We start from the raw sequence: 24,808 nt of genomic DNA, 5'->3' as shown, positions 1-24,808 counted from the left end.
CTGCGGAGGTGCAGCACAGTACCGACGTTCGGCTCGCCTATCTCGGAACCGACAATGACATCGACGACATCCGAACCGCTGCTCAAGATCGCCGGACTCAGCTCGGGATACGGCCGCGTCAGCGTTCTTGAAGGCATCGACCTCGAGGTCGACCGGCAGGAGATCGTGGTCATCCTCGGACCCAACGGGGCGGGCAAGACGACCCTGCTCAATTCAATCTCTGGTGTCGCGAGCGCCAGCGCCGGGCATGTCACCTTCGACGGGCGGGACATCACCGGCGCAAAGCCGGAGCAGGTGGTGCGGCTCGGCCTGACCCACTGCCGGGAGGGCTGGCAGATATTTCAGCGGCTCACCGTCGAGGAGAACCTCGTCGCCGCCCATATCGGGAGAGGCGGCAAGAGTTTCGAGGCTCTGCGCGCCGAGGTGTTCGAGCTGTTCCCGATCCTGAAGGAGCGACGCAACAGCGTGGGGAGCCGCATGTCCGGCGGGCAGCAGCAGATGCTCGCTATCGGCCGGGCGCTGATGGCCGAGCCGGTGCTCTTGATGCTCGACGAGCCCTCGCTTGGCCTCGCACCGAAGATCGTACACCAGATCTTCCGAATCATCCTCGAGCTGTCGAAGGCGGGCATCTCGATCCTGCTGGTCGAGCAGAACGTTCAACGCGCCCTCAAATGCGGCGACTACGCCTATCTGCTCAACACCGGCCGGATCCGCCTCCACGGGCCGGCGCAGGACATTGCGGCTCATTCGGCACTTGGCGAGGCCTATCTGTGCGGCGCCACCGAGGAAACGCTGCGTGTTTGAGGTCGACTGGAAGACCCCTCATCTGTGGTGCAAGACCACTGTCGCCCGCCACACGGCGTTGGCGCTGACGGGCGACCGCTCCTGTGACGTTTTGGTGGTGGGTGGCAGCTTCACCGGCCTCGCCGCAGCTCTTGGGGCGCGTGACAGCGGCGCCAACGTGATCCTGCTCGAGGGCAACGAGATCGGCTCCGCCGCCTCCGGGCGCAACAACGGGCTGGTCATCTCGCATCATTCCAAGGCCTCGCTATCAGGACCGACGGACCTGAACGGCGCACCGGATCCTTCTCGAACTCTGGTTCCGGCTCGCTGATGTCGCCGATCTGGCCGGGCAGTTTCAGGCCGTCGCGGCGGATGGGTCAGCCAGGCCGATGAGAGCGCCAGTGAGGATCGTGAGGGTGATGGGACCGATGAGATCGCGTCCGTTCATGGCGAAACGCACGTCCCCGATCTCGAACAGCGGCGGAACGGGCTCACCCGGCATAACCCGCCCCGAACGCGCCCCGTAAGGCATGTCTGCCTCCGGACCAGAAGACACAGGGGGCAGCGGATGAAGGGGGCGGCCAAGCCCAGCCGACTCTGCCTGTCAAAGGCAACCCAACGGACAGAGAGGCTTTCGAGTTCAGCCCGACTAATCAGGGAAGGCGGCAGCAGATGTTTTCGGTTTGCTTTTAATATCAAATGAACATGAACCCGATGACAAATCCGTGAACTCGAACGCTCGATAAAAATGCCAAGATTCAGCTTCAATAGAACCTGGATTTTGCTGACCCAAGTTGAATCTTTCGATTCAATCTATTCTTCAGATTGTCCTTAGGCGATCCGGGAACGCGGGTGTAAATATTTCTGGCGCAAGCTCCCTGTCGTTTCGTGGTGGATCGCACGAAGGACAATGGGAGCGCTTCGCCCCAAGGGAGGCCGTCGCCCCATGCGCCCACGATCGACAGATCCACGCCCTGAGGCGGCGGCTGGTCGTGCGCTGCGTATGTCGGAGGCGCGCTATCGCCGGCTGTTCGAGACCGCACAGGACGGCATCCTGCTGATCAATGCCGACACGGCGCAGATCGAGGACGTCAACCCCTACCTGGTCAAGATGCTCGGCTATAGCCATGCCGAGTTCCTGGGAAAGAAGCTGTGGGAGGTAGGTCCCTTCGCGGACTTCGCCGAGAGCAAGGCGATGTTCGCCGAGCTTCAGACCTCCGGTTACGTCCGCTACGAACACCTGCCGCTCAAGACCAAGGCGGGGACGCCGGTCGCCGTCGAGTTCGTCAGCAATTCCTACTCATGCGAAGACGTCAAAGTCGTCCAATGCAACATCCGCGATATCAGCGCCCGCAGGGCGGCGGAGGAACAGGCGGGTCAGCACAGCAGGCTTTATGCGGCGCTGAGCCAGTGCAACCACGTGATCGTGCATTGCTCGACGAAAGAGGAGCTGTTTCCCGAAATCTGCCGGATCGCGGTGGAACTCGGCGGGGCGAGCATGGCCTGGATTGGTCTTGTCGTCGCAGACACGCTTTCCGTGCTGCCGGTCGCCAGCTGGGGTGACACCGATGGCTATCTGAAGGGCATCCAGATCTCGATGCGCGACGACACACCGTTCGGGCGCGGTCCGGTCGGCAGGGCGATGCGCGAGAACCAGCCGGTCTGGCTTCAGGACATCATGCACGCGCCGGCCATGGAGCCGTGGCGCGAACGCATGGAGCCTTCCGGCTGGACCACATCGGCCGCCCTGCCGTTGCGCACGGGTGGTATCGCCGTCGGTGTTCTGAATGTGTATTCCGACCAGGCGACCTTCTTCGACGAGCCCGCGCGCGACCTGCTGCGCCAGCTCGCGATGGACATCAGCTTCGCGCTTGACGGGTTCGCGCGGGAGACGCGGCGCAAGCAGGCGGAAGAGGCGCTGCAGGCAAGCAAGGACGAGTTTCTCACCCTGGCCGAAGCTGTGCCGCAGATCGTCTGGGCGACGCAGCCCGATGGGAGCAACATCTACTTCAACAAGCGCTGGGAAGACTACACCGGGCTTGCCATCGAGGAGAGCCACGGGGATGCGTGGATCCGGCAGTTCCATCCCGCCGAACAGCCGCAGATTCGCGAGGACTGGCGCCGGGCAGCGAGCGGTAACGACACCTATGAGCGGGAGAACCGCCTGCGCGACGCGCAGGGTCTCTATCGCTGGTTCCTGACCCGGGGTGTGGCGCAACGCGATGTCGCCGGCCGAATTGTGAAATGGTTCGGCACCTGCACCGATATTCACGAACTGACGAGCGCCAAACTGAAGATCCGGCGGCTGAACCGTGTCTACGCGGTACTGAGCAGCATAAATTCGCTGATTATCCGCGCCACGAACCGCGAGGAACTCTTCCGCGAGATGTGCCGCATCGCGATCGAGGTCGGAGGCTTCAGCGCGTGCACGATGAGCCTTGTCGAGCCGCACACGATGACGCTCATATTGGTGGCCTCCGAAGGCAGGAACGAGCCGTTTCTTGAGCGCCTCAGGAGTGCTCTGGCCTCACCCGACGAAGCGCCGAAAACCCTCACCGCCCGAGCCGTGCGCGAGAAGACGCCGGTCATCGTCAACGACTATGAACGCGACCCCAGGGCCCTGCATGGCAGGGAATGGGCGGCGTTCGGCGCCCGATCGATGGTCGCGCTGCCGGTGATGAAGTCGGGAGAGGCGGTCGCCGTTCTTGCGCTCTACGCGGAAAGCGTCGATTTCTTCGACGAGGAAGAGATGGGCCTGCTGAAGGAGCTGATCGGTGACATCGCGTTCGCGGTCGACACCATCGGCAAGGAGGAGCGCCTCAGATACCTCGCCTATTATGATGAGCTGACGGGCCTGGCGAACCGCAGCCTCTTTCTCGAACGGCTCGGACAATGCCTGCGGGCGGAGACCAGTGGCCGGCACAAGGTGGCCTTGCTCATCATCAACCTCGACCGCTTCAAGAACGTCAATGACAGCCTCGGACGGGCGGCCGGCGACGAACTGCTGAAGCAGGTGGCGGGATGGCTGTCGCAGAACAGGGGCGACGCCAATCTGGTCGGGCGGCTTGGCGCGGACCATTTCGGCGTGGTCCTGCCCAACGTCGCGGCCGGCCGCGACCTGGAGCGGCGGCTCGACGACGTGCTCAGGGCGCTCGTCGCCCACCCCTTCTGCCTTGAGGGAACAGAACTGCGCGTGTCCGCGACGGCGGGCCTCGCGCTGTTTCCCAATGACGGTGGCGACGCGGAAACGCTGTTCAGAAATGCGGAGGCCGCGCTCAAGAACGCCAAGGCGCGGGGCGGCCGATTCCGGCTCTACAGCCCCACCATGACCCAGGCGGTGCAGGACAAACTCAGCCGGGAAACCCGGCTGCGCGATGCGCTCGAAAAGCAGCAGTTCGTGCTTCACCTGCAGCCGAAGGTGGGTCTTGCCAGCGGAAAGGTCACCAGCTCGGAGGCTCTGGTCCGCTGGAACGATCCGCATGCGGGACTGGTGCTTCCGGGCCAGTTCGTCCCGAGCCTGGAAGAGACCGGCCTGATCTATGAGGTCGGGAACTGGGTGCTGGCAAGCGCCGTGGACCTCTATCTGAGGTGGCGCGCGCAAGGCATCGCGACCGGGCGCATAGCGGTGAACGTGTCACCCGTGCAGCTGCGCGATCCCGACTTCATCACCGAGCTGAAACGGATCATCAGCCAAGACCCGCACGCCGCGGCCGGACTGGAGCTGGAGATCACGGAAAGCGTCATCATGGAGGACATAACCACCAGCGTCACCAACCTGCACGCCATCCGGGCGATGGGCATAACCGTCGCCATCGACGATTTTGGCACCGGCTTCTCCTCGCTCAGCTACCTGGCCAAGCTGCCGGTCGACGGCCTCAAGATCGACATCTCGTTCATCCGCGAGATGACGCGCAGTCCTGTCGGGCTGACACTGGTGTCCACGATCATCAGCCTTGCGCACGGACTGAAGCTCAAGGTGGTGGCGGAAGGTGTCGAGACCGACGAGCAGTTTCGCCTGCTTCGGCTGCTCGAATGCGATGAAATGCAGGGCTACTTCTTCAGCAAGCCCATTCCGATCGACCTCTTCGAGAGGACATATCTGAACGCAGAAGGGACATGACAGACTCCGCGCGGCGGTAGCCAGCCCCGGACGCCTCCGCACTCTCGGCCCGGCGCGTTCCCGGACCTCCCGTTCACGCGCTCCTTTCACCGCGGCCTTTCGCGGCGCGGTCAGGGGCGGCGCGGCGGCTTTCCCTTGGGTTTGCCTTTCGGCTTGCCCTCGAAGGTCGCGGGACGCGCGTCCTTCGGCTTGCGGTCCCCCGCGCCCGGCGCCGGCCGCTTGGCCTCGCGCGGCCGATCGAACGCCGCCCTGCCATGTTCGCCTTTGCCGTCGGCGGGCTTCTTCCACGGGGCCTCGTCGCGGAAGGTCTTTTCCCGGATGGGTTTTTCGTAACGCGGCCTGTCCTGAACCGGTCGATCCTGGTGCGGTCTGTCCGTATGCGGTTTGTCGCGCAAGGGCTTGTCGCGCATCGGCTTGCCCCGAGCGGGACGTTCCGAACGGGCATTCGACGGCCCGCCCGGCAACGGCTCGATCACCACGTCGTCCGCATTCGCCTTGCGCACCGCCTTGCTGAAGCGGTCGGCGGCGGCGAGGCCGACCTCGAAGGCCGTTTCCTCATCGAAGATGCGGATGACGCCGATATCCCTGCGCGTCACGTTCCCGCGCCGGCAGATCAGCGGCAGCAGCCATTTCGGATCGGCGTTGTTGCGGCGACCGACATTGAGCCGGAACCAGCTGCTTCCGCCGCCACCGCTGCCCGAGGGGCCGCCGAACTCGCGGTCCGCCGAACGATCCCGCGCGGCGCGCGGCTCGCCGGGATCGGCAACCTCTTCCGGCGCCGGCAGGCCGGCGCGGTAGAGACGCACCAGCGCGGCCGCGAGATGCTCGGCGCTGTGGGCGGCGAGCAGCGTACGGGCCGCGCTCGCATCCTCCTCGTTCGGCTCTTCGGTCAGCAGGGGATCGCTGAGCATGCGCTCATGGTCGAGCTTGCGGATATCCTCGGCGGTCGGCGGGCCCGACCAGGCGGGCGCGATGCCAAGGCCGCGCATCAGGTCCTCGGTCCGGCGACGACGGAACGGAGGCACCAGCAGCACGCTCACGCCCTTGCGCCCCGCCCGCCCGGTGCGGCCGCTGCGATGCTGCAGGCTTTCGGCGTCGTTCGGCAGGTCGGCATGGATGACGAGGCCGAGATTGGGCAGGTCGATGCCGCGCGCCGCCACGTCGGTGGCGACGCAGACCCGCGCCCGGCCGTCCCGCAGGGCCTGCAGCGCATGGTTGCGTTCGGTCTGGCTAAGCTCGCCGGAGAGCGCGACGGCGGAAAACTGCCGCTCCTGCAGCATGGCGTGCAGGCGCCGCACCGCCTCGCGCGTATTGCAGAACACAATGGCGCTCGGCGTGTCGTAGAAGCGCAGCACGTTGACGACGGCGTGCTCGACCTCGGTCGGGGCGACGCGGATGGTGCGATACTCGATGTCGGCGTGGCCGCCTTCCGCGCTTGCCACCTCGATGCGAAGCGCGTCGCGCTGGTAGCGCTTGGCCAGCGCGGTGATGCCGCGCGGCATGGTGGCGGAGAACAGCAGGCTGCGCCGCTCCGGCGGGGTGGCGTCGAGAATGAACTCAAGGTCTTCGCGGAAGCCGAGGTCGAGCATCTCGTCGGCCTCGTCGAGCACGGCGACGCGAAGCGCGGCGAGGTCGAGCCGGCCGCGCTCCAGATGGTCGCGCAGGCGTCCCGGCGTGCCGACGACGATATGAGCGCCCTGGTTCAGCAGCCGCTGCTCCTGTCGCGGATCCATGCCCCCGACGCAGGACACGATGCGCGCGCCCGTTCCCGCATAGAGCCAGACGAATTCGCGCTGGACCTGCAGCGCCAATTCGCGCGTGGGCGCCACGACCAGCGCCAGCGGCGCGGCGGCGGAAGCAAATCGCTCCTCGGTGCCCAGCAGCGTTTCGGCCATGGCCAGTCCATAGGCGACGGTCTTTCCCGAACCGGTCTGGGCCGACACCAGAAGATCGCGCGCCGACGCCTCGGGCGCGAGGACGGCAAGCTGCACCGGCGTCGGGTTGTTGTAGTCCCGTTCGGCCAAGGCACGGGCAAGCGCCGGGTTCGTCGTCATGAAGGGCACGGCTGGTTCCGCCTATCTGGCAATATCGTCAGGCGTCGAAGGCGAGCCATCGGAATGTATCTGGGAGCCCCTTCCTAATCGGGGAGGAGCCGGGACGCTACCGCAACCACGCCGAACTCAGGCAGCGCTCCCGCATGCTGGCGCATAGCTGCGGGGGAGACGCATGGCGCCATCGCCATGCCGTTCACGGGCGAAACCTCAGGTCGCGCCCGGTGCCCTGTTCGCAAGTGGCACGATAAGGGGGAAGTCATAGCGCAGCTTTGTAGCGCACATAATGTTCTCGCAATGGCAGCCCATCAAACTATCCGGCGGCCAGGCTTAGCAAGATCTTGGGAAATCACCCGGAGCCCCGGGACTGGAGGCTTCGCCATCGCGCGGGACGCTGCGGACAGGGACGCGCCGTCCCCGCGCCAGGTCTGCATTGCTCATTTGCCCCGGTGGGCAAACATCGCCTTGTTCACCTTGGCATGGACGCCCCAATTGCCATCGGCGACCTGCGTCACGCCGAAGTCGACCGCCACCGACATCAGCGAGATGGCCTCGTCCTCGTCGAGCCCATAATGCTCCATCAGGAATTTGCGGGCCGCCCGCATGGCGCTGCGCAGCGCCCGGCTCAGCGAGGAGCGCTTGAACACCTCGGATTGCGCGTTGCGGCCCAGTTCGCGCAGATAGTTGGTGTAGCTGAAGCCGTGCAGCAGCCAGCTGCGCTCGGTCTCGATCAGCGGGGCATTGAGCCCATTCAGAAAGACCTTCTCGGTTTCGCCGCGCTTGTGCAGCACCAATCGGATCTCGCCGGTGAGCGAGCATTCCAGCGCCGTGCCGCTGATCTCGCCATCCCCCTGCGCCAGATGCGGATCGCCCAGCGAAAGCAGCGCGCCCGGCACGGTCACGGGGAGATAGATCGACGAGCCCTTGCCGGCCCGCCAATTGTCGACATTGCCGCCGAAATAGCCGGGCGGGACGGAATCGACGATGTCGGTTTCGCGCGGCGCGACGGCGATGAACCCGAAATGCGGGCGAACAGGCACGCGCACACCCTGAAGCACCTCTCGGCGCCGCGTCAGCTTCGAATGGTCAACCGGGATGCCGGGGTAGTCGATCGTCTCGTGGACCACGCCGAACGGGTCGGTCTGCGGCACCCAGCGGAAGGAATAGAGCGCTTCCGCATAGCCGCTCTCACCCGCCGCATCGGTGCGGTAGATGGTGACGACCTCGCGCGTGCGCGGCTCATCGAGCAGATCGTCATGATGAAAGCCCCAGGCCGAGGCGGCATTGCTGCCGAACGCCTGCCCCTCATAGGCCGGGTTGGCGCAGGGGCGCGGCTTGAGGTCGAGTATCTGCACCTCCAGCACATCGCCGGGTTCGGCCCCGTGAACGAAGATCGGCCCGGTGCAGATATGCACGCCGAACCCCTCGCCCGCGCCGCGCCCGAAGATGCTCGCATTCATCGGCCCGGCGCCGCGGCGGTCGACAGCCTTGTAGTCCGGGCTCCAGCGGAACACGCTCTCGGCACCGGGATCGCCCTGTATCATCCGCTCATGGTCGTCATAGGCGTGCTGGGTCAGCGTCTCCACCGTGATGATCGCGCCGGAGCGCACCCTGAGGACGGGCGGAATCGAGCGGCCGAGATAGCCCCAGTGGACCGTTTCGCGCGACACCGGAAGATGGTGACGGCCTGGCTCGGCCGCCTCCATGGCGGGGAGCGCCTCCGGCGCCGCGGCGTCCCCTTCCGCGGGCACAGGTGCCGGTGCGGGCCCGGGTCGCATCGGCCGGACCCCGCTATGGATCGGCCGGCCACGGGTCCAGCGCGTCTCCACCGACCCGCTGCTGGTCTTGCGGAACTCACGCGGGGCGATGCCATAGGCCGCGCTGAACACGCGGCTGAAATGCGCCTGATCGGTGAAACCCCATCGATAGCCGATCTCGGCGATGCTGCGGTCGGCATATTGCGGGTTGATCAGATCCAACCGGCAATGTTCCAGCCGGCGGTGCCGGACATGGTCGGAGAAGGAGCGGTCCTGGCCTTCGAACAGGCGCTGCACATAGCGCGGCGACAGACCTTCGGCTTTCGCGACCTCGGCCACGGAAAGATCGGGCTCGCGCAGGCGCGCTTCGATCTGGGCGCAGACCCGCGCGAAATGGGCCATCTGGACCTGCGTCGCGCTGTCCTCCTCGGGGCGCGTCTCGGCAAGCAGCGCCGAAAGCACCAGCTCGCTGATCGCGGTTTCGGCCGCGATGAGATCGCCATCCTCCATCATCGCGAAATTGGCGGCCAAGGCCCGCATCATCGGCCGCGCGGCGGCAGCGGAAATGGAATCGCCCAGCACGATTGTCGGCACGCCCGGTCCCCGGCCGATGCGGCCGGCCAGCCGCTCGCGCGGCACCTGCAGCAGCAGGAGCTCGAAGTCGTTGCGGAACTGGATGGCGCCGGAAGCCAGCGGGTCGCACACCCAAAGATCGCCATCCGCGAATTCGAGCGCGCGGCGGCCGGTATCGGTCAGATGGCCGCGTCCGTAATGCACGAAGCCGATCAGAACGCAGTCGGATTCGTCGATACGGGTCTTCAGCCCCTGCGCGGTGGAGCGCAGCAGGGCGAGCGTCGCAAGGGTCGGCGAACGCTTGATCGAGATCTCGCCGAAATGAAAGGCGGCGTCCTTCGGCCACTGATCGGAAAGCGCGAGGGTGGCGAGCGTCTCGCGCCATGCCGCTTCCTGCTTGCTTGCGGGAAAAGCATTGATCGAGACCGGGATGGTGCGGCTCATGGCTTGGATCTTCATCAACGGGAGGCTAGCGCAGGCCGGACGACGCGCTTTGACGATTGGCGCACAAAAACTTGTCGCAAGCCAGCCCGCGCTCTATGCCCAATTGGTCGGCAATTTCACTCAACTTATTGATTATATTATTATAAACATCCATTTTATACCCTCCCTCGCGGGGTCGATGACGCGGGTTTGCTCCTTAGGGGGCATTGCCGCACTGCGGCATACTCGGGATACTCCGCTCACGCATCGCCTGGCGGACGCCGCAGGCGCTCGAACAAACAGAGGGAACGAGATGGATCGTCGTGGATTTCTTGGCGCCGGCCTCGCCGGCACGGCGGCTGTCGCCACCATCGCGGCACCGAATGTCGCCCGCGCGCAGCAGACCTTCAACTGGAAGATGACCAACGCCTATGGTCCCGGCTCGCCGTTCTATGTCGTCGGCCCTGGCAGCCCGACCTATTTCTGCGAGCTGGTCGGCAAGATGTCGGGCGGGCGCCTCAACATCCAGCATTTCGCGGCGGGCGAGCTGATTCCGGCGCTGGAAGGGTTTGACGCGGTATCGGCTGGCACGGTCGAGATGAACGCGGCGAATTCCTATTTCTGGGCCGGCAAGGTGCCGGCGGCGCAGTTCTTCACCTGCGTGCCGTTCGGCCTGAACTTCCAGGGCCAGAACGCCTGGATCTACCATGGCGGCGGGCTGCAGCTGTGGGAAGAACTCTACGAGCCCTTCAACCTGGTTCCCATGCCGCTGGGCAATACCGGCGTGCAGATGTCCGGCTGGTTCCGCAAGCCGATCGAGAAGGTCGAGGACTTCCAGGGCCTGAAGATGCGCATCCCCGGCCTCGCCGGAAAGGTCTACGCCCAGCTCGGCGTCGACGTGAAGCTGCTGCCCGGCGGCGAGATCTTCCCCGCGCTTGAGCGCGGCGTGATCGACGCGGCGGAGTTCGTCGGCCCCTATCAGGACCGTCGCCTCGGCCTGCAGAAGGCGGCGAAGTATTACTACACCACCGGCTGGCACGAGCCGAACAACGTCACCGAGCTGGTGGTCAACAAGGCCGCCTGGGACAGCCTGCCGGACGACCTGAAGGAAATCGTCCGCACCGCCGCGGCCGCCTGCAACGTCATCAGCCACACCTGGTGCGAGGCCACCAATGGCGAGGCGATGACCGACCTCGTGCAGAACCAGGGCGTCATCGCCGGTCCGCTGCCCAAGCCAGTGGTCGAGAAGCTGCGCGAGGTCACCAAGACCACGCTCGATCAGCTGGCCAACTCGGATCCGAAGATCAAGAAGGTGTATGACAGCTTCAACGACTTCGCCGCCAAGCACAGCCAGTGGGCCGGACTTTCGGAAGCGGTCTACCAGACGCAGATCCGCAGGGGCGCATGAGTTCCGCACTCGAAAGATGCGCCCGCGGCCTCGACAGCATTGTCGAGGTCTGCGGGTGGATCGCGGCGTGGACGGGCCTTGCGCTCGTCCTCGTCATGGCCGGCAACGTGCTGATGCGTTACGCGTTCAATGTGGGCTCGGTGGCCATGCAGGAGCTGGAATGGCACCTGATGTCGCCGCTCACCCTGCTGTGCATCGCCTACACCATCAAGCATGAAGGCCATGTCCGGGTGGACATCCTGTATGTCCGCTTCCCGGCTGTTGTGCGGCAGGTGATCGACCTGTTCTCGGCGGTGTGCGTTGTGGCGCTGTCGGCGATCGTGATCTTCCTGTCCTGGCACTATGTCATGCAGTCCTACAACATCGGCGAAGGCTCGCCCGATCCTGGTGGCCTGCCCTACCGCTTCCTCCTCAAGGCGATGATTCCCGCCGGCTTCGTGCTGCTTCTGCTGCAGAGCCTCGCCGCGACCCTTCGGGCAATTCAGCCCTTCCTTGGCAGCGGGTCCCAACCCGCCTCGCCGGTGCCTGCCGATGCCCATCAATGAAATTCTGGCGATCGCCTGCATCGCCTCCTTCTTCGTGCTGCTCATTGCCGGCGTGCCGGTCGCGCTCACCCTCGCCATCAGCGGCTTCTTCTTCGGCTGGCTGGGCTTCGGCACCACGCTGTTCAACCTGCTGCCGGCGCGGATCTATGGCGTTACCGCCAACTACACGCTGATCGCGATTCCGCTCTTCGTGTTCATGGGCGTGATGCTGGAGAAGTCGCGGCTGGCCGACGAGCTGATGGAGGTCATCGGCCACCTTTCCGGCAGCCTGCGTGGCGGCATGGGACTGGGCATTGTGCTTGTCGGCATGCTGATGGGAGCGACGACCGGCATTGTCGGCGCGACGATCGTCACCCTCGGGCTTCTCACCCTGCCAACCCTGCTGCGGCGTGGCTATGACAAGAGCCTGTCCTGCGGCGCCATCTGCGCCTCGGGCACGCTGGGACAGCTCATTCCACCCAGCACGGTTCTCATCCTGCTCGCGGATATTCTTGGCGAATCGGTCGGCACGCTGTTCGCGGCCGCGCTGATGCCCGGACTGCTGCTCACGGCCGTGTTCTGCATCTACATGATCGTGATCGGCATCATCTGGCCGGAAAAGGTACCTGCCATTCCGCTGGAGGAGCGCCAGGCCATGCCGCGGCGCGAGCTTTGGCTGAAGGCGCTGAAAGTGGGGCTGCCGCCGATCGGCCTGGTGCTCGCCGTGCTCGGCTCGATCATCGGCGGTGTCGCGGCGCCGACGGAAGCCGCCAGCATGGGCGCGCTGGGGTCCATTCTCGTCGCCGCGCTCGCCCGCCGTTTCACCTGGAAGGTGCTGGTCGACACGGTGCAGTCGACGGCACGCATCACCGCGATGATGTTCTTCGTGCTGATCTGCTCGCAGGTCTTCGCGCTTTCCTTCCGGGGCCTGGGCGGCGAGCGGCTGGTTCACGACGCCTTCTCCATGGTGCCGGGCGGAACCAACGGCATCATCATCTTCATGCTGCTGATCATCTTCGTGCTCGGCTTCTTCATCGAGTGGATCGAGATCAGCTACATCGTGGTGCCGATGTTCCTGCCGCTGCTGAACGCGGCCGGCGTTGATCTGATCTGGGCGGCGGCGCTGATCGCCACCGTGCTGCAGACCTCCTTCCTGACACCGCCGTTCGGCTGGGCCCTGTTCTATCTGCGCGGGGTGGCGCCGCCCGAGGTCACGACAGGTGACATCTATCGCGGCGTGCTTCCCTTCATCGCGCTCCAGATCGGGGCCGTGGCTCTCGTCTTCACATTCCCCGCGGTTGCGACCTGGCTGCCCCGGGCCATCGGCTGGTAGCCAGGAAACGCATGCCATGTTGAACACGACCCGCGCCCGTCGCGGCATGGTCACGTCCCCGCACCATCTCGCAAGCGAGGCAGGACTTCGCGTCCTGCGCGAGGGCGGGAACGCCGTAGAGGCGACCATCGCCATGGCGGCAACGCTCGCCGTGGTCTATCCGCACATGACCGCGATCGGCGGCGATGGCTTCTGGCTGATCGGCAGGCCGGGCGAAGCGCCCGTTGGCATCGACGCCTGCGGGCGAGCTTCCGGCGCCGCAACGCCCGAGCTCTATTCCAGCGCCGGGCTCACCGCGATTCCCCAGCGTGGTCCACAGGCCGCCAACACGGCGGCCGGCACCGTGGCGGGCTGGGGCGAAGCGCTGGCGCTCAGCGCCGAACATGGCGGGCGCCTCCCGCTGGAGCGTCTCGTCGAGGACGCCGTCTGGCACGCTCGCAACGGTTTCGCGGTCACCGCCAGCCAGCACGAACTGACGGCGCAGAAGCTGCCCGAACTGGCTGATGTCAGCGGCTTTGCCTCAAGCTTCCTGGTCGATGGCGCCGCGCCGGCGACCGGTTCGCTCATGAAGCTGCCGGCACTCGGCGAGACGCTGCACCGCATCGCCATCGACGGCACGGACAGCTTCTATCGCGGCGCGCTGGCGAGGGAGATCGCGCACGATCTCGAAGCCGCCGGCTCCCCCGTCACGGGCGACGACCTCGCCGCCTGTCGCGCCCGGCGGGTCACCCCCTTGTCGGTGAGACTTCCCGGTATCCGCCTCTACAACATGCCACCCCCCACCCAGGGCCTCTCCTCGCTGATGATCCTCGCCCTGTTCAGCCGCCTCGGCGTTAGCGAGGCGGAGGGCTTCGAGCATGTTCACGGTCTTGTCGAGGCAACGAAGCAGGCGTTCCTGGTCCGCGACCGGCTTGTCGGCGATCCCGATTCCATGACCGAAGATCCGCGCGCCTGGTTGACCGATCCGGCCCTCGACAGGCTCGCCGCCAATGTCGATCCGGAACACGCCCTGCCCTGGCCCGCGCCGCCATCGGCGGGCGACACCGTCTGGCTCGGCGCGATTGACGCCGACGGGCTGGCGGCGAGCTTCATCCAGAGCATCTATTTCGAGTTCGGCTCCGGCGTCGTGCTGCCGCAGACCGGAATCGTCTGGCAGAATCGCGGGTCGAGCTTCCAGCTTCACGGGAAGGGCCCGCGCGTCCTTGCCCCGGGGCGCAAGCCGTTTCACACCCTCAACCCCGCGCTCGCCTCGTTCGACGATGGCCGCCACATGGTCTACGGCACCATGGGTGGGGAGGGGCAGCCGCAGACGCAGGCCGCGCTCTTCACGCGCTACGCCCTGTTCGGGCAGGAGCTGCAGGCCGCGATAACCGCGCCGCGCTGGCTTCTCGGGCGGACCTGGGGAGCGGAAACCGTGACGCTCAAACTTGAGGACCGCTTCCCCCCCGATCTCATCGCCGCGCTGCGAGAGGCAGGCCACGATGTTGAGATCGTCGCCCCTTACGACGCGATGATGGGGCATGCGGGGGCCATTGCCCGCCATGCCGATGGTCGCCTCGAAGGCGCCGGCGATCCCCGGAGCGACGGCGGTCCGATGGGTTTCTAGCGGACCGGCCGCGTTCCGCACGGACGCCGCCCTGCCTGTTAGCCGGCAAAATCAACATCTGTCTGCGCTAGGTGCGGCCGGCGCGGAGCACCATGCCGAACAGATCCCGGGGGTCATCGGGGTCGGCGAGCAGGTCCAGTTCGTCATAGAAGCTGGTGCCGGCAAGCTTCTCGCGCACGTAACGCAGCGCCGAGAAGTCCTCTATGGCGAAGCCCACGGAATCGAACAGCGTGATCTGGCCGGCCTCGCGGCGCCCTCGCGCGGTGCCGGCGATCACCTGCCACAGTTCGGTAACCGGATGGTCGGGTTCCAGCTGCTGAATCTCACCCTCGATCCGGGTCTGCGGCGGGTACTCCACGAAGATCTCCGAGCGCCTGAGGATGTCCGCGGCCAATTCGGTCTTGCCCGGACAGTCGCCGCCCACCGCGTTGATGTGCAGACCGGCGCCGACCATGTTGTCGGTGAGGATGGTGGCATATTGCTTGTCGGCGGTGACGGTGGTGACGATCTCCGCGCCGATCAACGCCTCCTCGCCGGAGACGCAGATCGTGATATCGAAGCCCAGGCCTTCAAGGTTGCGCGCGCATTTCGCGCTTGCTCCGGCATCGATGTCGTAGAGACGCAGGCGGTCGACGCCAGTCAGCGCCTTGAATGCCAGCGCCTGAAACTCCGACTGCGCGCCATTGCCGATGATCGCCATGGTGCGCGCGCCCTTCGGCGCCAGATACCTGGCCGCCAGCGCCGATGTCGCCGCCGTGCGCAGCGCCGTGAGAATGGTCATCTCGGTCAACAGCACCGGATAGCCGGTCGAGACGTCCGCCAGCATGCCGAAGGCGGTCACCGTCTGACGCCCGTCGCGGGCGTTCTTGGGGTGGCCGTTGACATATTTGAAGCCGTAGACCTCGCCGTCGCTGGTCGGCATCAGCTCGATCACGCCGTCATGGCTGTGCGAGGCGACGCGCGGCGTCTTGTCGAACCGTTCCCAGCGCCTGAAATCGGCCTCGATGAATCCCGCCAGTTCCACCAGGAAGCGCTCGATGCCGAGGGCCAGAACCAGCTTCATCATGTTGTCGACGCTGACGAAAGGAACGACGTTCAGTTTCGGTGCGCGCGGCATGTCTCAGTAGCTCCGGGTCGGACGATCGAGGACGCGCCGGCCCATCAGGCTCGCGACGAGATCCACCATCAGACGCGCGGTGCGTCCGCGGTCGTCGAGGAACGGGTTCAGTTCCACAAGGTCGATGCTGGAGACGAGCCCGCACTCGTGGAGCATCTCCATGACCAGATGCGCCTCGCGAAAGGTCGCCCCGCCCGGCACCGTGGTGCCAACGCCGGGAGCAATATCCGGGTCGAGAAAATCGACATCGAGGCTGACATGAAGCAGGCCGCTCTCGGCCTCGACCTGATGCAGGAAGGTCCGCAGCAGCGCCGCGAAGCCGAATTCATCGATCGCCCGCATGTCGTGAACCGTGATGCCGGACGCGGCAACGGTACGCCGCTCGGCCGGGTCGACGCTGCGTATGCCCATCATGCAGACACGGGACGGGTCGAGAGGGGCGGCGAGCGGGGGGAAAATGCCCTCGAACCCCGGCTGGCCCGTGGCATAGGCCATCGGCACGCCGTGCAGATTTCCGCTCTCCGTGCTGTCGAGCGTGTGCAGATCGGGGTGGGCGTCGAGCCAGAGCACGAAGAGCGGGCGCCCAAGCTCGGTCGCATGGCGGCTCATGCCGGTCAGCGTGCCCGCCGCGAGGCTGTGATCGCCGCCGAGCGTGATCGGCATGCCTTCACCGGCGGCCCCATGAACCGCCTCGCCAAGCAGTTCCGTCCACGCGACGACCTCGGCAAGCGAGCGGACGGCCGGATTGGAGTGGGCACGGGCGGGCGCCGCAACGGGCGCGAGATTGCCCCGGTCGATCACGTCATGGCCCAGTTCGCGCAGCGTCCCGACGATGCCGGCGGCACGAAAGGCGCTCGGGCCCATATCGCAGCCGAGGCGGCGGGTGCCCTCCTGAACCGGTGCCCCGAGAAGGATGCAGTTGCGCACGATTAGGCCCTCCTTTGTGAGGACAGAAGCGTAGCCGGGACACCTGGCGGAATGAACAATCAATATTGGCAAAAAGCGTATCTAGGCCTACCATTATGGTGACATTGCTTATCAAAATGAACAGACATGGACGATCTCGACCAGCGCCTGCTGTCTCTCCTGCGCCATGACGGGCGGCGCAGCATTTCCGATCTCGCGGCCGAAATCGGCGTGTCGCGCGCGACCGTGCGCGCCCGGATCGAGCGCATGGAGCGGGAGGGCGATATCGTCGGCTACACGGTGATCCTTCGCGCGGACGCCATCGCCATGCCGGTGCGCGGCATCATGACAATCGAGCTTGAGGGACGCTCGGCCGACCGGGTGGTGGATGTGCTCGCGGGCTTCTCGGAGATCTCGGCGATCCATACGACGAACGGAAAATGGGACCTCATCGTGGAGCTTGCGACGGACAGCCTGACCGCGCTCGACGCGATCCTGCGCCGCATTCGCCTGATCCCGGGCATCACCGCCTCCGAGACCAATCTCCTGCTCGCGACGCCGCGGACGACGCGGGCACGGCTTTGACCTTGGTCCCCAGCTCAAGGGGCCGAGAATGCAGCTCTGGGACGGGGCCCCATAGACCATGTCGCGAAGGGCGCGACGCCTCCCATCCGACCGATCCGCTACCCTGTCCGCGACGCCAATCGCACCAGGTTCCGACCATCCGCCTTTGCCTGATAGAGCTGCCTGTCGGCTTCGATAAGCAGTTGCGAGAATATATGAGGCGGCGTCTCGGATAGACTGATTCCAGCGCTGACCGTGAAGCGGATCGGGCCTTCAGGAGTCGTCACCTCTTCGAGCTCGATCGCCCTGCGGATACGTTCTGCAATTCGGCCGGCTTCTTCGAGCGTGACGTCTGGCAAGATGATGGCGAACTCTTCTCCACCAACCCGCGCTGCGAAGTCGATATTCCGCAGCCGCGCCGTGATCGTCCGACTGCATTTTTGAATGACGATATCGCCGGCAGCGTGCCCGTGTTTGTCGTTGATTTGTTTGAACTCGTCGATGTCGATCAGGACGACCGCACAACGCAGCGGAGCCAAACCGACCAGCCGGGTAAGCTCATGCTCCAATCCGAGCCGATTCAGCAGGCCGGTGAGCGGATCACTCAACGCGGCCCTTCGAAGACCCTCGGTGCCCTGCTCGTAAGCCATGGAGAGCGAGAAAGCGCCGCACGCAACAATATGGATGGCAGCCGCGATGAGATGGATATCGAGGAATGTGTCGGCCGGCAAAAGGCTGTCCATGCCTCGGTCGAGCATCCATCCCTGCATGACGCGAAGCGCGGATGACCCCAGCAATACGCCATAAGCGGCGATGAGCCCCCAACGGGACGGCAAGTGTTGATGACGCTCCGAAGCCAGAGTGTAGATAATGATGGCGATTTGGAGAGCTATAATGACGTTAACGCCGCCGAATACGGTTCCCGGACCAAGCATATCCGATCCGTAGAGCAGGGCGGCGACCAACACCGTAAGAGAAATCGACAGCCGATAGGTCGGTCGACGCCCGAAGAAGGCTCGGATGGCCTGCCAGCGAAAACCCAGGCCGATAACCAGCAGACAGTTCGGGAGGAGCAGCGTCTCCTTGCTGCCGTCGATCCGGTGCGAAAACATGACAAAGGCAACCGCAAAAATGAGGTTCGCTATGGTCAGATTCAGCCAGTATTTGCGGTTTGCCCTCTGCGACCACGCCACAAGGTAGACAACGGAAAAGACGACCAGTGAAGCAGCATTAACAACGAAGAGCGTTGAGGCGTCCAGAGAAGCTGGACCGAACATGGCGTCGTGTCTCCGTGCAGTACATAATCATGGCTCACACGAAGCTGCGTTGCCTCTGCGGACCCCTGTGCGACGCCGCAATGTATACATTACTACCTCTCGAAGGCGAGCCGCGAAAAACCGTCCCGGGTCATGTCGTAGGTCGGGGACTGCGGGCGCCGGCGTTAGGCATCGAAACGGTTTGTGATGTCTCCCCAAGATTGAGAACACATGTTGGGGCGGCGGCTGGAGCTCGCGCCTTATACGTGGATGTTGCGATGTCAGCGGCAATCCCTGGCGAAGCAGCTCGCGCGAAGGCCACCTAGGAAAGGCCCTTCGCGGGCGGCAATCGTGGTGTCCGGCTTTATTCGATCGCGCGGCCGAGGCGTTCCAGTTCGAGGGAATAGCAGAACAGCGCGAACAGGATGGCGAGGACGCCAGCAGCCCTGGCGATCGCCTGGGCTGCTGAAGGAAGGGCATCCAGCTCCGGCACATGGCGAAAGAAGATGGCGGAGAACAGCGCGCCGCCGAAGAAGAAGCTGACGCGGCTGGCGAACAGGACGAGGTGGCCGACGAACACATTGTGGAACGGCGCCACGATCGGCACCCAGCGCAGCCGGATCCAATAGCAGCATTGCAGCACAATAACCCCGATCAGGATCTCCAGCTGGACCTCAAGATCGAGCCCCTGCTGCTGCCCGATGCTCGATATCACCCGCAGGAAGATCGGAAAGATCACCCAGAACAGGAACGCTGCCGCGGTAGTCTGGATGCCGAGTAGAACCGCATAGCGCAGCGCGTTGCGCGAAATTTTCCGGCCTGCCACCGCCAAACGCTCCCGTCACACAGACATCAGAAATTGTACGTTAGCCGCGCCGTCACCTGTTTGACGTCAGGCCGCTGCGAGAAGCCAATATTGCGGTAGTCGAAGATCCGATCGAGTCGTGGGCTCAGGTTGTGACCCATAAATCACGAATGCTGCGATTGGGGAAAGTGACTTGAGGCTTTTGAAAGCTACGACAACGATCCGGGTCGGCGCAACGATTTTACTGAGAACAGAATTGCGAATTCTGTTCTCAGCAGATGCGCATATCGTTAGTCACGGTCAGGACATTATTTGACGAGTTCGATCTCGCCAATGCGCCAGCTTTTGTCGAAGAACGGTTTCAACGGGCTGTAGAGGCGCAGCCCAACAAACCAGCCCTTTCCAGGCATGGTCTGGATCCAGTTGCCCCGCCCGACGCCGTCCGGCTGGGTCGGCGAAAAGTAGATCGTGGTCGAGCCGTCGGCATCGGCTTTCGCTGCGGGCGAAGGGTAGCTCTGGCTGCCCGCCCGCGGATAGCGCTGGGGCGTATCGAGCATTGACCGGGTCATGTTGTCGTAAACCGTCAGCGACCAGAAGTTTGCCTGCGGGATCCCCTTCGGCAGGGTGACCTTATAGGTCTTGGACCCGTCGAAGTAGTTCTTGTCGGCATCCTTCGCCGTCAAGAGATATTGCGACCCGACCCCCGTCAGTCGCATCGCCATTGCCGGAGTGATTCCGGTAATGCCGTAGAAGAAGGCCGTGCGCGCATCCATTTGCCGATAGCCGGTCGGCGGGAACGGCTTGGCGCCTTCCGGCGTGATCTCCGGGATCGGCGTCTCGAACTCAAACCCGCTCTCGAACAGCATGTTGAACCACGACGAGTCTTGATAATAGAACCAGTCGGGGTCGCGCGGGTTCATGAACACGTTGCGCGATGCGGCATTCGCCACCGCCACGGCATCCGTCATGATCGCCTTCATGCGCGCGTCGGGCGCGAACGGTTGGCCCTTTACAATGCCGAGGGCGGCCATTGGTCCCATCAACTCGACGTCGAGCGCGGTCGCCGGCTCGCTCTGCACCACCTGATTCAGGAGCTCGAAATAGCTCCAGTCGTTCGGGGGAAGCGTGTTCATCACCTTTCCGCTCCCCTCGTGGAAGACGGTTGCAGCAGGCTCGGTGATCTTCCCCAGCTTGGCCGTCCCGGCAAGGAACGAGGCAATCGAGGTTCCGAATCCGCCCGGCGTGAAGGGATAGACCTTCGTGTACTTCTTGATGACCTCGACGGAGGGTTTGGGGTCGTTACCGTCCTTCAGGAACGAGCGGCCGAACCATAGGATGCCATTGGTCTTCGCGTGCGCGATGAAGTAGCCGCCTTCGGGGAGCTGGCCGTCATAGCCGGGCGGAACGATGAGGTACTTGCCGCCGAGGCCACGATCGGGGCCCGGGCTGCCCATATCGGTCACCCAGTGAAACCACGCGTCCTGGACGATGCCGAGGAACTCGGGCGGCGACTCAATCACCACTGGGCCTTCGCTGAGGTCGAGCCAGCCCATGACGTAGATGGTGTCCGCGTTCGGCGTCAGGAACAGCGACTTTGCGTCCATCAGTTCCGAGAAGACCATCACCTCGTTCTTCTTGACGCCCATGTCCTCCATTCCGCGACGGAGCGCGCGAATGCTGACGCCGCGCATCGTGTCCATGAAGGTGCGGTATGCGAAGGTGAAGTCGTTCTGATCGTAAAGCGCCCGCGCTGTCGCCTCTGTCGGCGCGCCGTCCTTGAATTCGAACGTGCCGCGCGACGTCTCTACTACGTTGGGCGTGACGACCGACGGTGGGACCGGGGTGAGCGTGTCTGCTCGCGCATCTAGCGGTGAGAGTAGAAGGCAAATCGTGGCGAAAGACAGCAGTGATCGTTTGGACAAGGCGCTTCTACCTTTGATAGCGTCAATAATAACCGCTTCCGTTGGCCTTTAGGGCGCGGCGGCTCTCAGTGAACTTATTCCGCTTTGATACGCCTGCATAAAAGTTTCTGTGACAAGACAGATCGTCGGGGAGCCGTCGACCTGCCGCCCACATTGGTGACTCTCAACAGCGGGAACGCGATCGCAAGCGAAACGCTGCGTTCCTGTCGTAGCGGATTCTCATTCAGGCTCGGAATGAGCCGATACGACCGGACCGACTTCGAGTGACACGTGATTGCGCCGCTGCAGTCCAATACACTAAAGGGTTGCGCAGCGCGTTGATGACCGTCGCATGCTGGATGGCATTGGAGGATGGCGCCCTCCCGCGGTGACACTCAACAAGCTGGCGGCGTTCCGGCGCTATGGCCAACCGGAGGACAATGCGGCGACGGCCGCCCGATGCGTGACCTTCGGTGTCGTCAGGGCGTCGCGCAGGGCGAAGGTCGGGGCATTCTCCGCCCGCGCGGTGGCGATGGCGAAGCGGAACACGGCGCCGAGCGCGGCGCGCATCCGTCGCGCCGTCTCATGCCGACCGGTCTCCTCCACGCTGCGGAGCACCTCCAGAAGCTCCTTCGCGGTGATGGTGGCGACGTCACGCTCGCCGAGCTTGGGATAGGCGAAACCTAAAAGCCACCGCCGCTTGTTCAGCGTGATGTCCGCGAGGCCTTCGCGCTCCAGCTTGGCCAGATGCTCCTCGGCGATAGCGCGGAAGGTGTTGGTGACAGCGGCTTTTGCCTTCTGCCGCGTCTCCTTCTTCAGGGCGGACGGGTCAATGCCATCCGCAAGCCGCCGCCGCGCCTCCGTGCGCCGCTCGCGTGCCTTGGCGAGTGTCACGTCGGGATAGGCGCCGATGGCGAGGAGCTTCTCGCGCCCGTCGATGCGATATTTCAGGCGCCAGAGGCGCGAGCCGGCCGGATTAACGAGGAGGTAAAGGCCACCGCCATCAGCGAGCTTGTACGGCTTCGCGGTGGGTTTGGCGGCGCGGATGGCTAGCTCGGTAAGCGCCATGGGAGCGGGCTCGAATGGGGTTTTCCTGCGATACCCCCAAATGTACCGGCTTCCAACGGAAAAAGCCGGACCTTCCCGGAAGCCCTCAGCTCAGGAAATCCAGCATTTTCAACGATTTTTGGAAGCTGTTGGCCTTCATGAAAAGGCCAAATGGTGCCCAGGAGAGGACTCGAACCTCCACGACCGTTAAGCCACTGGCACCTGAAGCCAGCGCGTCTACCAGTTCCGCCACCTGGGCACATGCCTTGTCGGCACGGCGGCGAGACATAGTCGCCCGACATCGGTGTTGTCAACGAGACATTCTGCATGTTCCCGTCTCATCTGCACCGAGGGGTCGATTATCGATCTTTTGGAGCGCGTTACGGCCCTCGATGCGCGTTACCGGCGGCGTGCGGGTCGCGCGCTTTCGCCTCCTCGCCCGCGCGAGCTGGCAACAGGGAACCACTTCAATGCGCAAGCCGGCTGGACGCTGAACCGGCACCGCGCTAATCCTCGTGGCATGCCAATGCCGGGCCGGGAGAGAACGTGATGGTCGACGTAGCCAATTCGGACGAGCTGCCGCTTGAAAATGAAGCCGAGCTGCTTCGCCGCGCTGCGCCGATGGAGCGCTTTGTAACCATTTATGGCGGCTCCGGCTTTATTGGCCGCCACACCGTCCGCGCCCTCGCGAAGGAAGGATGGCGAATCCGCGTGGCCGTCCGCCGGCCGGATCTTGCCGGTCACCTCCAGCCGCTCGGCTCGGTCGGCCAGATCAACGCGGTGCAGGCCAATCTGCGCTATCCCGCCTCGGTGCTGCGCGCGGCCGAAGGGGCGGAAGTCGTCATCAATGCCGTCGGCGTGCTGCACGAGAGCGGCCGACAGGGTTTTGATGCGGTGCATGGCTTTGGCGCGAAGCAGGTCGCGCTCGCCGCCAAGGAAGTGGGGGCCCGCCTCATCCATATCTCCGCCATCGGCTCCGACGCCGATTCGAAGTCGTCCTATGCCACATCCAAGGCAGCGGGCGAGGCGGCCGTGCTGGAGGTCAAGCCCGATGCCATCATCTTCCGCCCCTCGGTCGTGTTCGGGCCGGAAGATGATTTCTTCAACCGCTTCGCCGCCATGTCGCGGCTCTCGCCGTTCCTGCCGCTGATCGGAGGGGGCGAGACCAAGTTCCAGCCGGTGTTCGTCGGCGACGTCGCCGCGGCCATCACCAAGGCGGTGGACGAACTGGTCGCGCCCGGCAAGATCTACGAACTCGCTGGCCCTGAGATCCTCACCTTCAAGCAGCTCATGGAGATGATGCTGCAGGAAATCGGGCGCAAACGGCTTCTTCTGCCGATCCCGGAGGGTCTGGCGATGCTGAAGGCCCGTGTTCTCGAACTGCTCCCGAACCCGCTGCTGACGCGTGATCAGGTCAAGCTTCTCGGCTACGATAACATCGCCTCGGAAGCGGCCAAGGCCGAGGGCCGGACGTTGGAAGGGCTGGGTATACATCCGACCGCGATCGGCGCCGTTCTGCCCGGTTATCTGTGGCGCTACCGCAAGGCGGGCCAGTTCACCCGGCCGGAAGCCGCCTGAGAGGACGACCAGAGACGCAAAATCGAAAAGCCGCCGCGCGCATCTGCGCCGGCGGCTTTCTTTTTGCCCTCAGCCGACCAGCGCCAGCGCGACGAGACCGACCCCGCCAACGGCGATGCGCCACCAGCCGAAAGGCGTGTAACCGTGCTTCGAGACGAAGGCGAGCAGGCTGCGTACCACCGCGACCGCCGCGATGAAGGCCGCCACGAAGCCGACCACGATGATGATGCTGTCGTCGAAGGTCAGAACATTGCGGTTCTTGTAGAGGTCGTAGGCAAAAGCGCCGGCCATGGTCGGCAGGGCCAGGAAGAACGAGAACTCCGCCGCCGCCTGCTTACTGGCGCCAAGGAGCAGGCCACCCACGATGGTCGCGCCTGAACGCGACGTGCCGGGAATCATGGCCAGACACTGGATGAAGCCGATCTTCAGCGCCAGCATCGGCGGAAAGGCCATGGCATCGGTATGGATCGGGCGGATGTTCAGGGTGTCCACCCAGATCAGCACGATCCCGCCGAGGATGAGCGTCACGCAGATCAGCGCCGGGCTTTCGAACAGCACTTCCTTGATGAAGCCGTGGGCGAAAGCCCCGATCACGGCGGCCGGCAGGAAGGCGATCACGATGCCAAAGACGAACCGGCGTGAACGCGGGCTCGTCGGAAGCGTGATCAGGACATGCCAGAAGCGCTGGAAATAGACCGTGATGATGGCAAGGATGGCGCCGAGCTGGATCAGCACCTCGAATGCCTTGCCTTCACTCTCAAAGCCGAGGAAGTGCCCCGCAAGCAGGATATGGCCGGTGGAAGACACCGGGAGGAACTCGGTAAAGCCCTCAAGAAGGCCGAGGAAGAAGGCTTCGAGCAGCGTGCCGAACGACATGGTGTCGGGTCCGTCCATGACAGGGAATGGGGAAAATTGCAGGACCCGGAGACGGATCGGGCGCATCCTGTCTGCTTCGCGCTGCACAATCAACGTGCCGCTGCGCGAACGCCGCCAGCTCCTTCCGAGCCGACGCTGCGTCAGTTTTCGGCCGCCAACCGCCGGCTTAACACCTGGGCG

Annotated in this window: 19 protein-coding genes and 1 tRNA gene; 9 read left to right on the top strand and 11 right to left on the bottom strand. The window is 64.6% G+C overall.

Annotated features, from left to right (window positions below; all coding sequences use genetic code 11):
• Positions 1-54 precede the first annotated feature (54 nt).
• Together G3A50_RS11005 and G3A50_RS11000 are read left to right on the top strand one after the other, a co-directional pair.
• Positions 55-804: an ABC transporter ATP-binding protein gene (locus G3A50_RS11005; protein ID WP_163075322.1), complete on the top strand. Its 750-nt coding sequence runs from the start codon at positions 55-57 to the stop codon at positions 802-804.
• Positions 797-1,114, top strand: a complete 318-nt coding sequence (locus G3A50_RS11000) for an FAD-dependent oxidoreductase (RefSeq protein WP_246251608.1) — start codon at positions 797-799, stop codon at positions 1,112-1,114. Before G3A50_RS11005 ends, G3A50_RS11000 begins: the two co-directional genes overlap by 8 nt.
• A gap of 24 nt (positions 1,115-1,138) precedes the next feature.
• On the opposite strand, the gene G3A50_RS10995 is transcribed toward G3A50_RS11000, so the two are convergent.
• Entirely contained in the window at positions 1,139-1,315 is a 177-nt protein-coding gene (locus G3A50_RS10995) for a hypothetical protein (RefSeq protein ID WP_163075321.1), read from the bottom strand.
• Between the two features lie 414 nt (positions 1,316-1,729).
• Between G3A50_RS10995 and G3A50_RS10990 the strand changes: the two genes are divergently transcribed.
• Positions 1,730-4,903 carry an EAL domain-containing protein gene (locus G3A50_RS10990; RefSeq protein ID WP_163075320.1) on the top strand — a complete coding sequence of 1,058 codons (3,174 nt, stop codon included), beginning with the start codon at positions 1,730-1,732 and terminating at the stop codon, positions 4,901-4,903.
• A 110-nt stretch (positions 4,904-5,013) separates the two neighbouring features.
• On the opposite strand, the gene G3A50_RS10985 is transcribed toward G3A50_RS10990, so the two are convergent.
• Entirely contained in the window at positions 5,014-6,957 is a 1,944-nt protein-coding gene (locus G3A50_RS10985; protein WP_210255306.1) for a DEAD/DEAH box helicase, read from the bottom strand.
• A gap of 434 nt (positions 6,958-7,391) precedes the next feature.
• Complete coding sequence (locus tag G3A50_RS10980) at positions 7,392-9,728, bottom strand: acetamidase/formamidase family protein (RefSeq protein ID WP_163075318.1); 2,337 nt, start codon at positions 9,726-9,728, stop codon at positions 7,392-7,394.
• 292 nt (positions 9,729-10,020) lie between these two features.
• Between G3A50_RS10980 and G3A50_RS10975 the strand changes: the two genes are divergently transcribed.
• Genes G3A50_RS10975 through G3A50_RS10960 form a run of 4 tightly spaced genes read left to right on the top strand, consistent with a single transcriptional unit; the run spans position 10,021 to position 14,578 of the window.
• Positions 10,021-11,115, top strand: coding sequence for a TRAP transporter substrate-binding protein (locus G3A50_RS10975; RefSeq protein WP_163075317.1), 1,095 nt, complete (start codon positions 10,021-10,023; stop codon positions 11,113-11,115).
• The gene (locus tag G3A50_RS10970) at positions 11,112-11,660 is read left to right on the top strand and encodes a TRAP transporter small permease subunit (protein ID WP_163075316.1); all 549 of its coding nucleotides are present in this window, start codon (positions 11,112-11,114) and stop codon (positions 11,658-11,660) included. The genes G3A50_RS10975 and G3A50_RS10970 overlap by 4 nt, the downstream gene beginning before the upstream one ends.
• On the top strand, positions 11,647-12,972 hold the full coding sequence (locus G3A50_RS10965) for a TRAP transporter large permease (protein WP_163075315.1): 1,326 nt from the start codon (positions 11,647-11,649) through the stop codon (positions 12,970-12,972). The genes G3A50_RS10970 and G3A50_RS10965 overlap by 14 nt, the downstream gene beginning before the upstream one ends.
• 16 nt (positions 12,973-12,988) lie before the next feature.
• Positions 12,989-14,578: a gamma-glutamyltransferase family protein gene (locus G3A50_RS10960; protein WP_163075314.1), complete on the top strand. Its 1,590-nt coding sequence runs from the start codon at positions 12,989-12,991 to the stop codon at positions 14,576-14,578.
• 67 nt (positions 14,579-14,645) lie between these two features.
• Here the strand turns inward: G3A50_RS10960 and G3A50_RS10955 are convergent, their stop codons facing one another.
• Both G3A50_RS10955 and rocF read right to left on the bottom strand, forming a co-directional pair.
• Complete coding sequence (locus G3A50_RS10955; protein WP_163075313.1) at positions 14,646-15,695, bottom strand: ornithine cyclodeaminase; 1,050 nt, start codon at positions 15,693-15,695, stop codon at positions 14,646-14,648.
• Between the two features lie 3 nt (positions 15,696-15,698).
• Positions 15,699-16,622 carry an arginase gene (rocF, locus tag G3A50_RS10950; protein WP_281355804.1) on the bottom strand — a complete coding sequence of 308 codons (924 nt, stop codon included), beginning with the start codon at positions 16,620-16,622 and terminating at the stop codon, positions 15,699-15,701.
• 126 nt (positions 16,623-16,748) lie between these two features.
• On the opposite strand from rocF, the gene G3A50_RS10945 reads away from it, so the two are divergent.
• Positions 16,749-17,186, top strand: a complete 438-nt coding sequence (locus tag G3A50_RS10945) for an Lrp/AsnC family transcriptional regulator (protein ID WP_163075312.1) — start codon at positions 16,749-16,751, stop codon at positions 17,184-17,186.
• A 98-nt stretch (positions 17,187-17,284) separates the two neighbouring features.
• Here the strand turns inward: G3A50_RS10945 and G3A50_RS10940 are convergent, their stop codons facing one another.
• The 5 genes from G3A50_RS10940 to G3A50_RS10920 all read right to left on the bottom strand — a co-directional run bounded on the left by G3A50_RS10940 (position 17,285) and on the right by G3A50_RS10920 (position 22,433).
• On the bottom strand, positions 17,285-18,442 hold the full coding sequence (locus tag G3A50_RS10940) for a GGDEF domain-containing protein (protein WP_163075311.1): 1,158 nt from the start codon (positions 18,440-18,442) through the stop codon (positions 17,285-17,287).
• A 343-nt stretch (positions 18,443-18,785) separates the two neighbouring features.
• A complete protein-coding gene (locus tag G3A50_RS10935; RefSeq protein ID WP_246252351.1) occupies positions 18,786-19,247 on the bottom strand; it encodes a hypothetical protein in 462 nt (153 codons plus the stop codon).
• 287 nt (positions 19,248-19,534) lie between these two features.
• Complete coding sequence (locus tag G3A50_RS10930) at positions 19,535-21,148, bottom strand: DUF1254 domain-containing protein (protein WP_246252348.1); 1,614 nt, start codon at positions 21,146-21,148, stop codon at positions 19,535-19,537.
• A gap of 399 nt (positions 21,149-21,547) precedes the next feature.
• Complete coding sequence (locus tag G3A50_RS10925) at positions 21,548-22,195, bottom strand: tyrosine-type recombinase/integrase (RefSeq protein ID WP_163075310.1); 648 nt, start codon at positions 22,193-22,195, stop codon at positions 21,548-21,550.
• Between the two features lie 151 nt (positions 22,196-22,346).
• Positions 22,347-22,433, bottom strand: a tRNA-Leu gene (locus G3A50_RS10920).
• Positions 22,434-22,723: 290 nt separating this feature from the next.
• Here G3A50_RS10920 and G3A50_RS10915 point away from each other — a divergent pair.
• Complete coding sequence (locus G3A50_RS10915) at positions 22,724-23,752, top strand: complex I NDUFA9 subunit family protein (protein WP_163075309.1); 1,029 nt, start codon at positions 22,724-22,726, stop codon at positions 23,750-23,752.
• Between the two features lie 69 nt (positions 23,753-23,821).
• Here the strand turns inward: G3A50_RS10915 and G3A50_RS10910 are convergent, their stop codons facing one another.
• Positions 23,822-24,628: an undecaprenyl-diphosphate phosphatase gene (locus G3A50_RS10910; protein WP_163077547.1), complete on the bottom strand. Its 807-nt coding sequence runs from the start codon at positions 24,626-24,628 to the stop codon at positions 23,822-23,824.
• Between the last annotated feature and the right edge of the window lie 180 nt (positions 24,629-24,808).

Source organism: Ancylobacter pratisalsi (assembly GCF_010669125.1).
Taxonomy (GTDB): domain Bacteria; phylum Pseudomonadota; class Alphaproteobacteria; order Rhizobiales; family Xanthobacteraceae; genus Ancylobacter; species Ancylobacter pratisalsi.
Note: the sequence above shows the minus strand (reverse complement) of the source record. Positions and strands in the feature narration are given on the sequence as shown.

What these genes read in the sequence shown, in the direction of transcription:
- G3A50_RS11005 (WP_163075322.1), top strand. Translation starts at nt 55, where the DNA reads ATGACATCGACGACATCCGAACCGCTGCTCAAGATCGCCGGACTCAGC.
- G3A50_RS10970 (WP_163075316.1), top strand. Translation starts at nt 11,112, where the DNA reads ATGAGTTCCGCACTCGAAAGATGCGCCCGCGGCCTCGACAGCATTGTC.
- G3A50_RS10960 (WP_163075314.1), top strand. Translation starts at nt 12,989, where the DNA reads ATGTTGAACACGACCCGCGCCCGTCGCGGCATGGTCACGTCCCCGCAC.
- G3A50_RS10980 (WP_163075318.1), bottom strand. Translation starts at nt 9,728, where the DNA reads ATGAGCCGCACCATCCCGGTCTCGATCAATGCTTTTCCCGCAAGCAAG.
- G3A50_RS10985 (WP_210255306.1), bottom strand. Translation starts at nt 6,957, where the DNA reads ATGACGACGAACCCGGCGCTTGCCCGTGCCTTGGCCGAACGGGACTAC.
- G3A50_RS10940 (WP_163075311.1), bottom strand. Translation starts at nt 18,442, where the DNA reads ATGTTCGGTCCAGCTTCTCTGGACGCCTCAACGCTCTTCGTTGTTAAT.
- G3A50_RS10995 (WP_163075321.1), bottom strand. Translation starts at nt 1,315, where the DNA reads ATGCCTTACGGGGCGCGTTCGGGGCGGGTTATGCCGGGTGAGCCCGTT.
- G3A50_RS10955 (WP_163075313.1), bottom strand. Translation starts at nt 15,695, where the DNA reads ATGCCGCGCGCACCGAAACTGAACGTCGTTCCTTTCGTCAGCGTCGAC.
- G3A50_RS10975 (WP_163075317.1), top strand. Translation starts at nt 10,021, where the DNA reads ATGGATCGTCGTGGATTTCTTGGCGCCGGCCTCGCCGGCACGGCGGCT.
- G3A50_RS10925 (WP_163075310.1), bottom strand. Translation starts at nt 22,195, where the DNA reads ATGGCGCTTACCGAGCTAGCCATCCGCGCCGCCAAACCCACCGCGAAG.
- G3A50_RS10915 (WP_163075309.1), top strand. Translation starts at nt 22,724, where the DNA reads ATGGTCGACGTAGCCAATTCGGACGAGCTGCCGCTTGAAAATGAAGCC.
- G3A50_RS10990 (WP_163075320.1), top strand. Translation starts at nt 1,730, where the DNA reads ATGCGCCCACGATCGACAGATCCACGCCCTGAGGCGGCGGCTGGTCGT.
- G3A50_RS10945 (WP_163075312.1), top strand. Translation starts at nt 16,749, where the DNA reads ATGGACGATCTCGACCAGCGCCTGCTGTCTCTCCTGCGCCATGACGGG.
- G3A50_RS10965 (WP_163075315.1), top strand. Translation starts at nt 11,647, where the DNA reads ATGCCCATCAATGAAATTCTGGCGATCGCCTGCATCGCCTCCTTCTTC.
- G3A50_RS10910 (WP_163077547.1), bottom strand. Translation starts at nt 24,628, where the DNA reads ATGTCGTTCGGCACGCTGCTCGAAGCCTTCTTCCTCGGCCTTCTTGAG.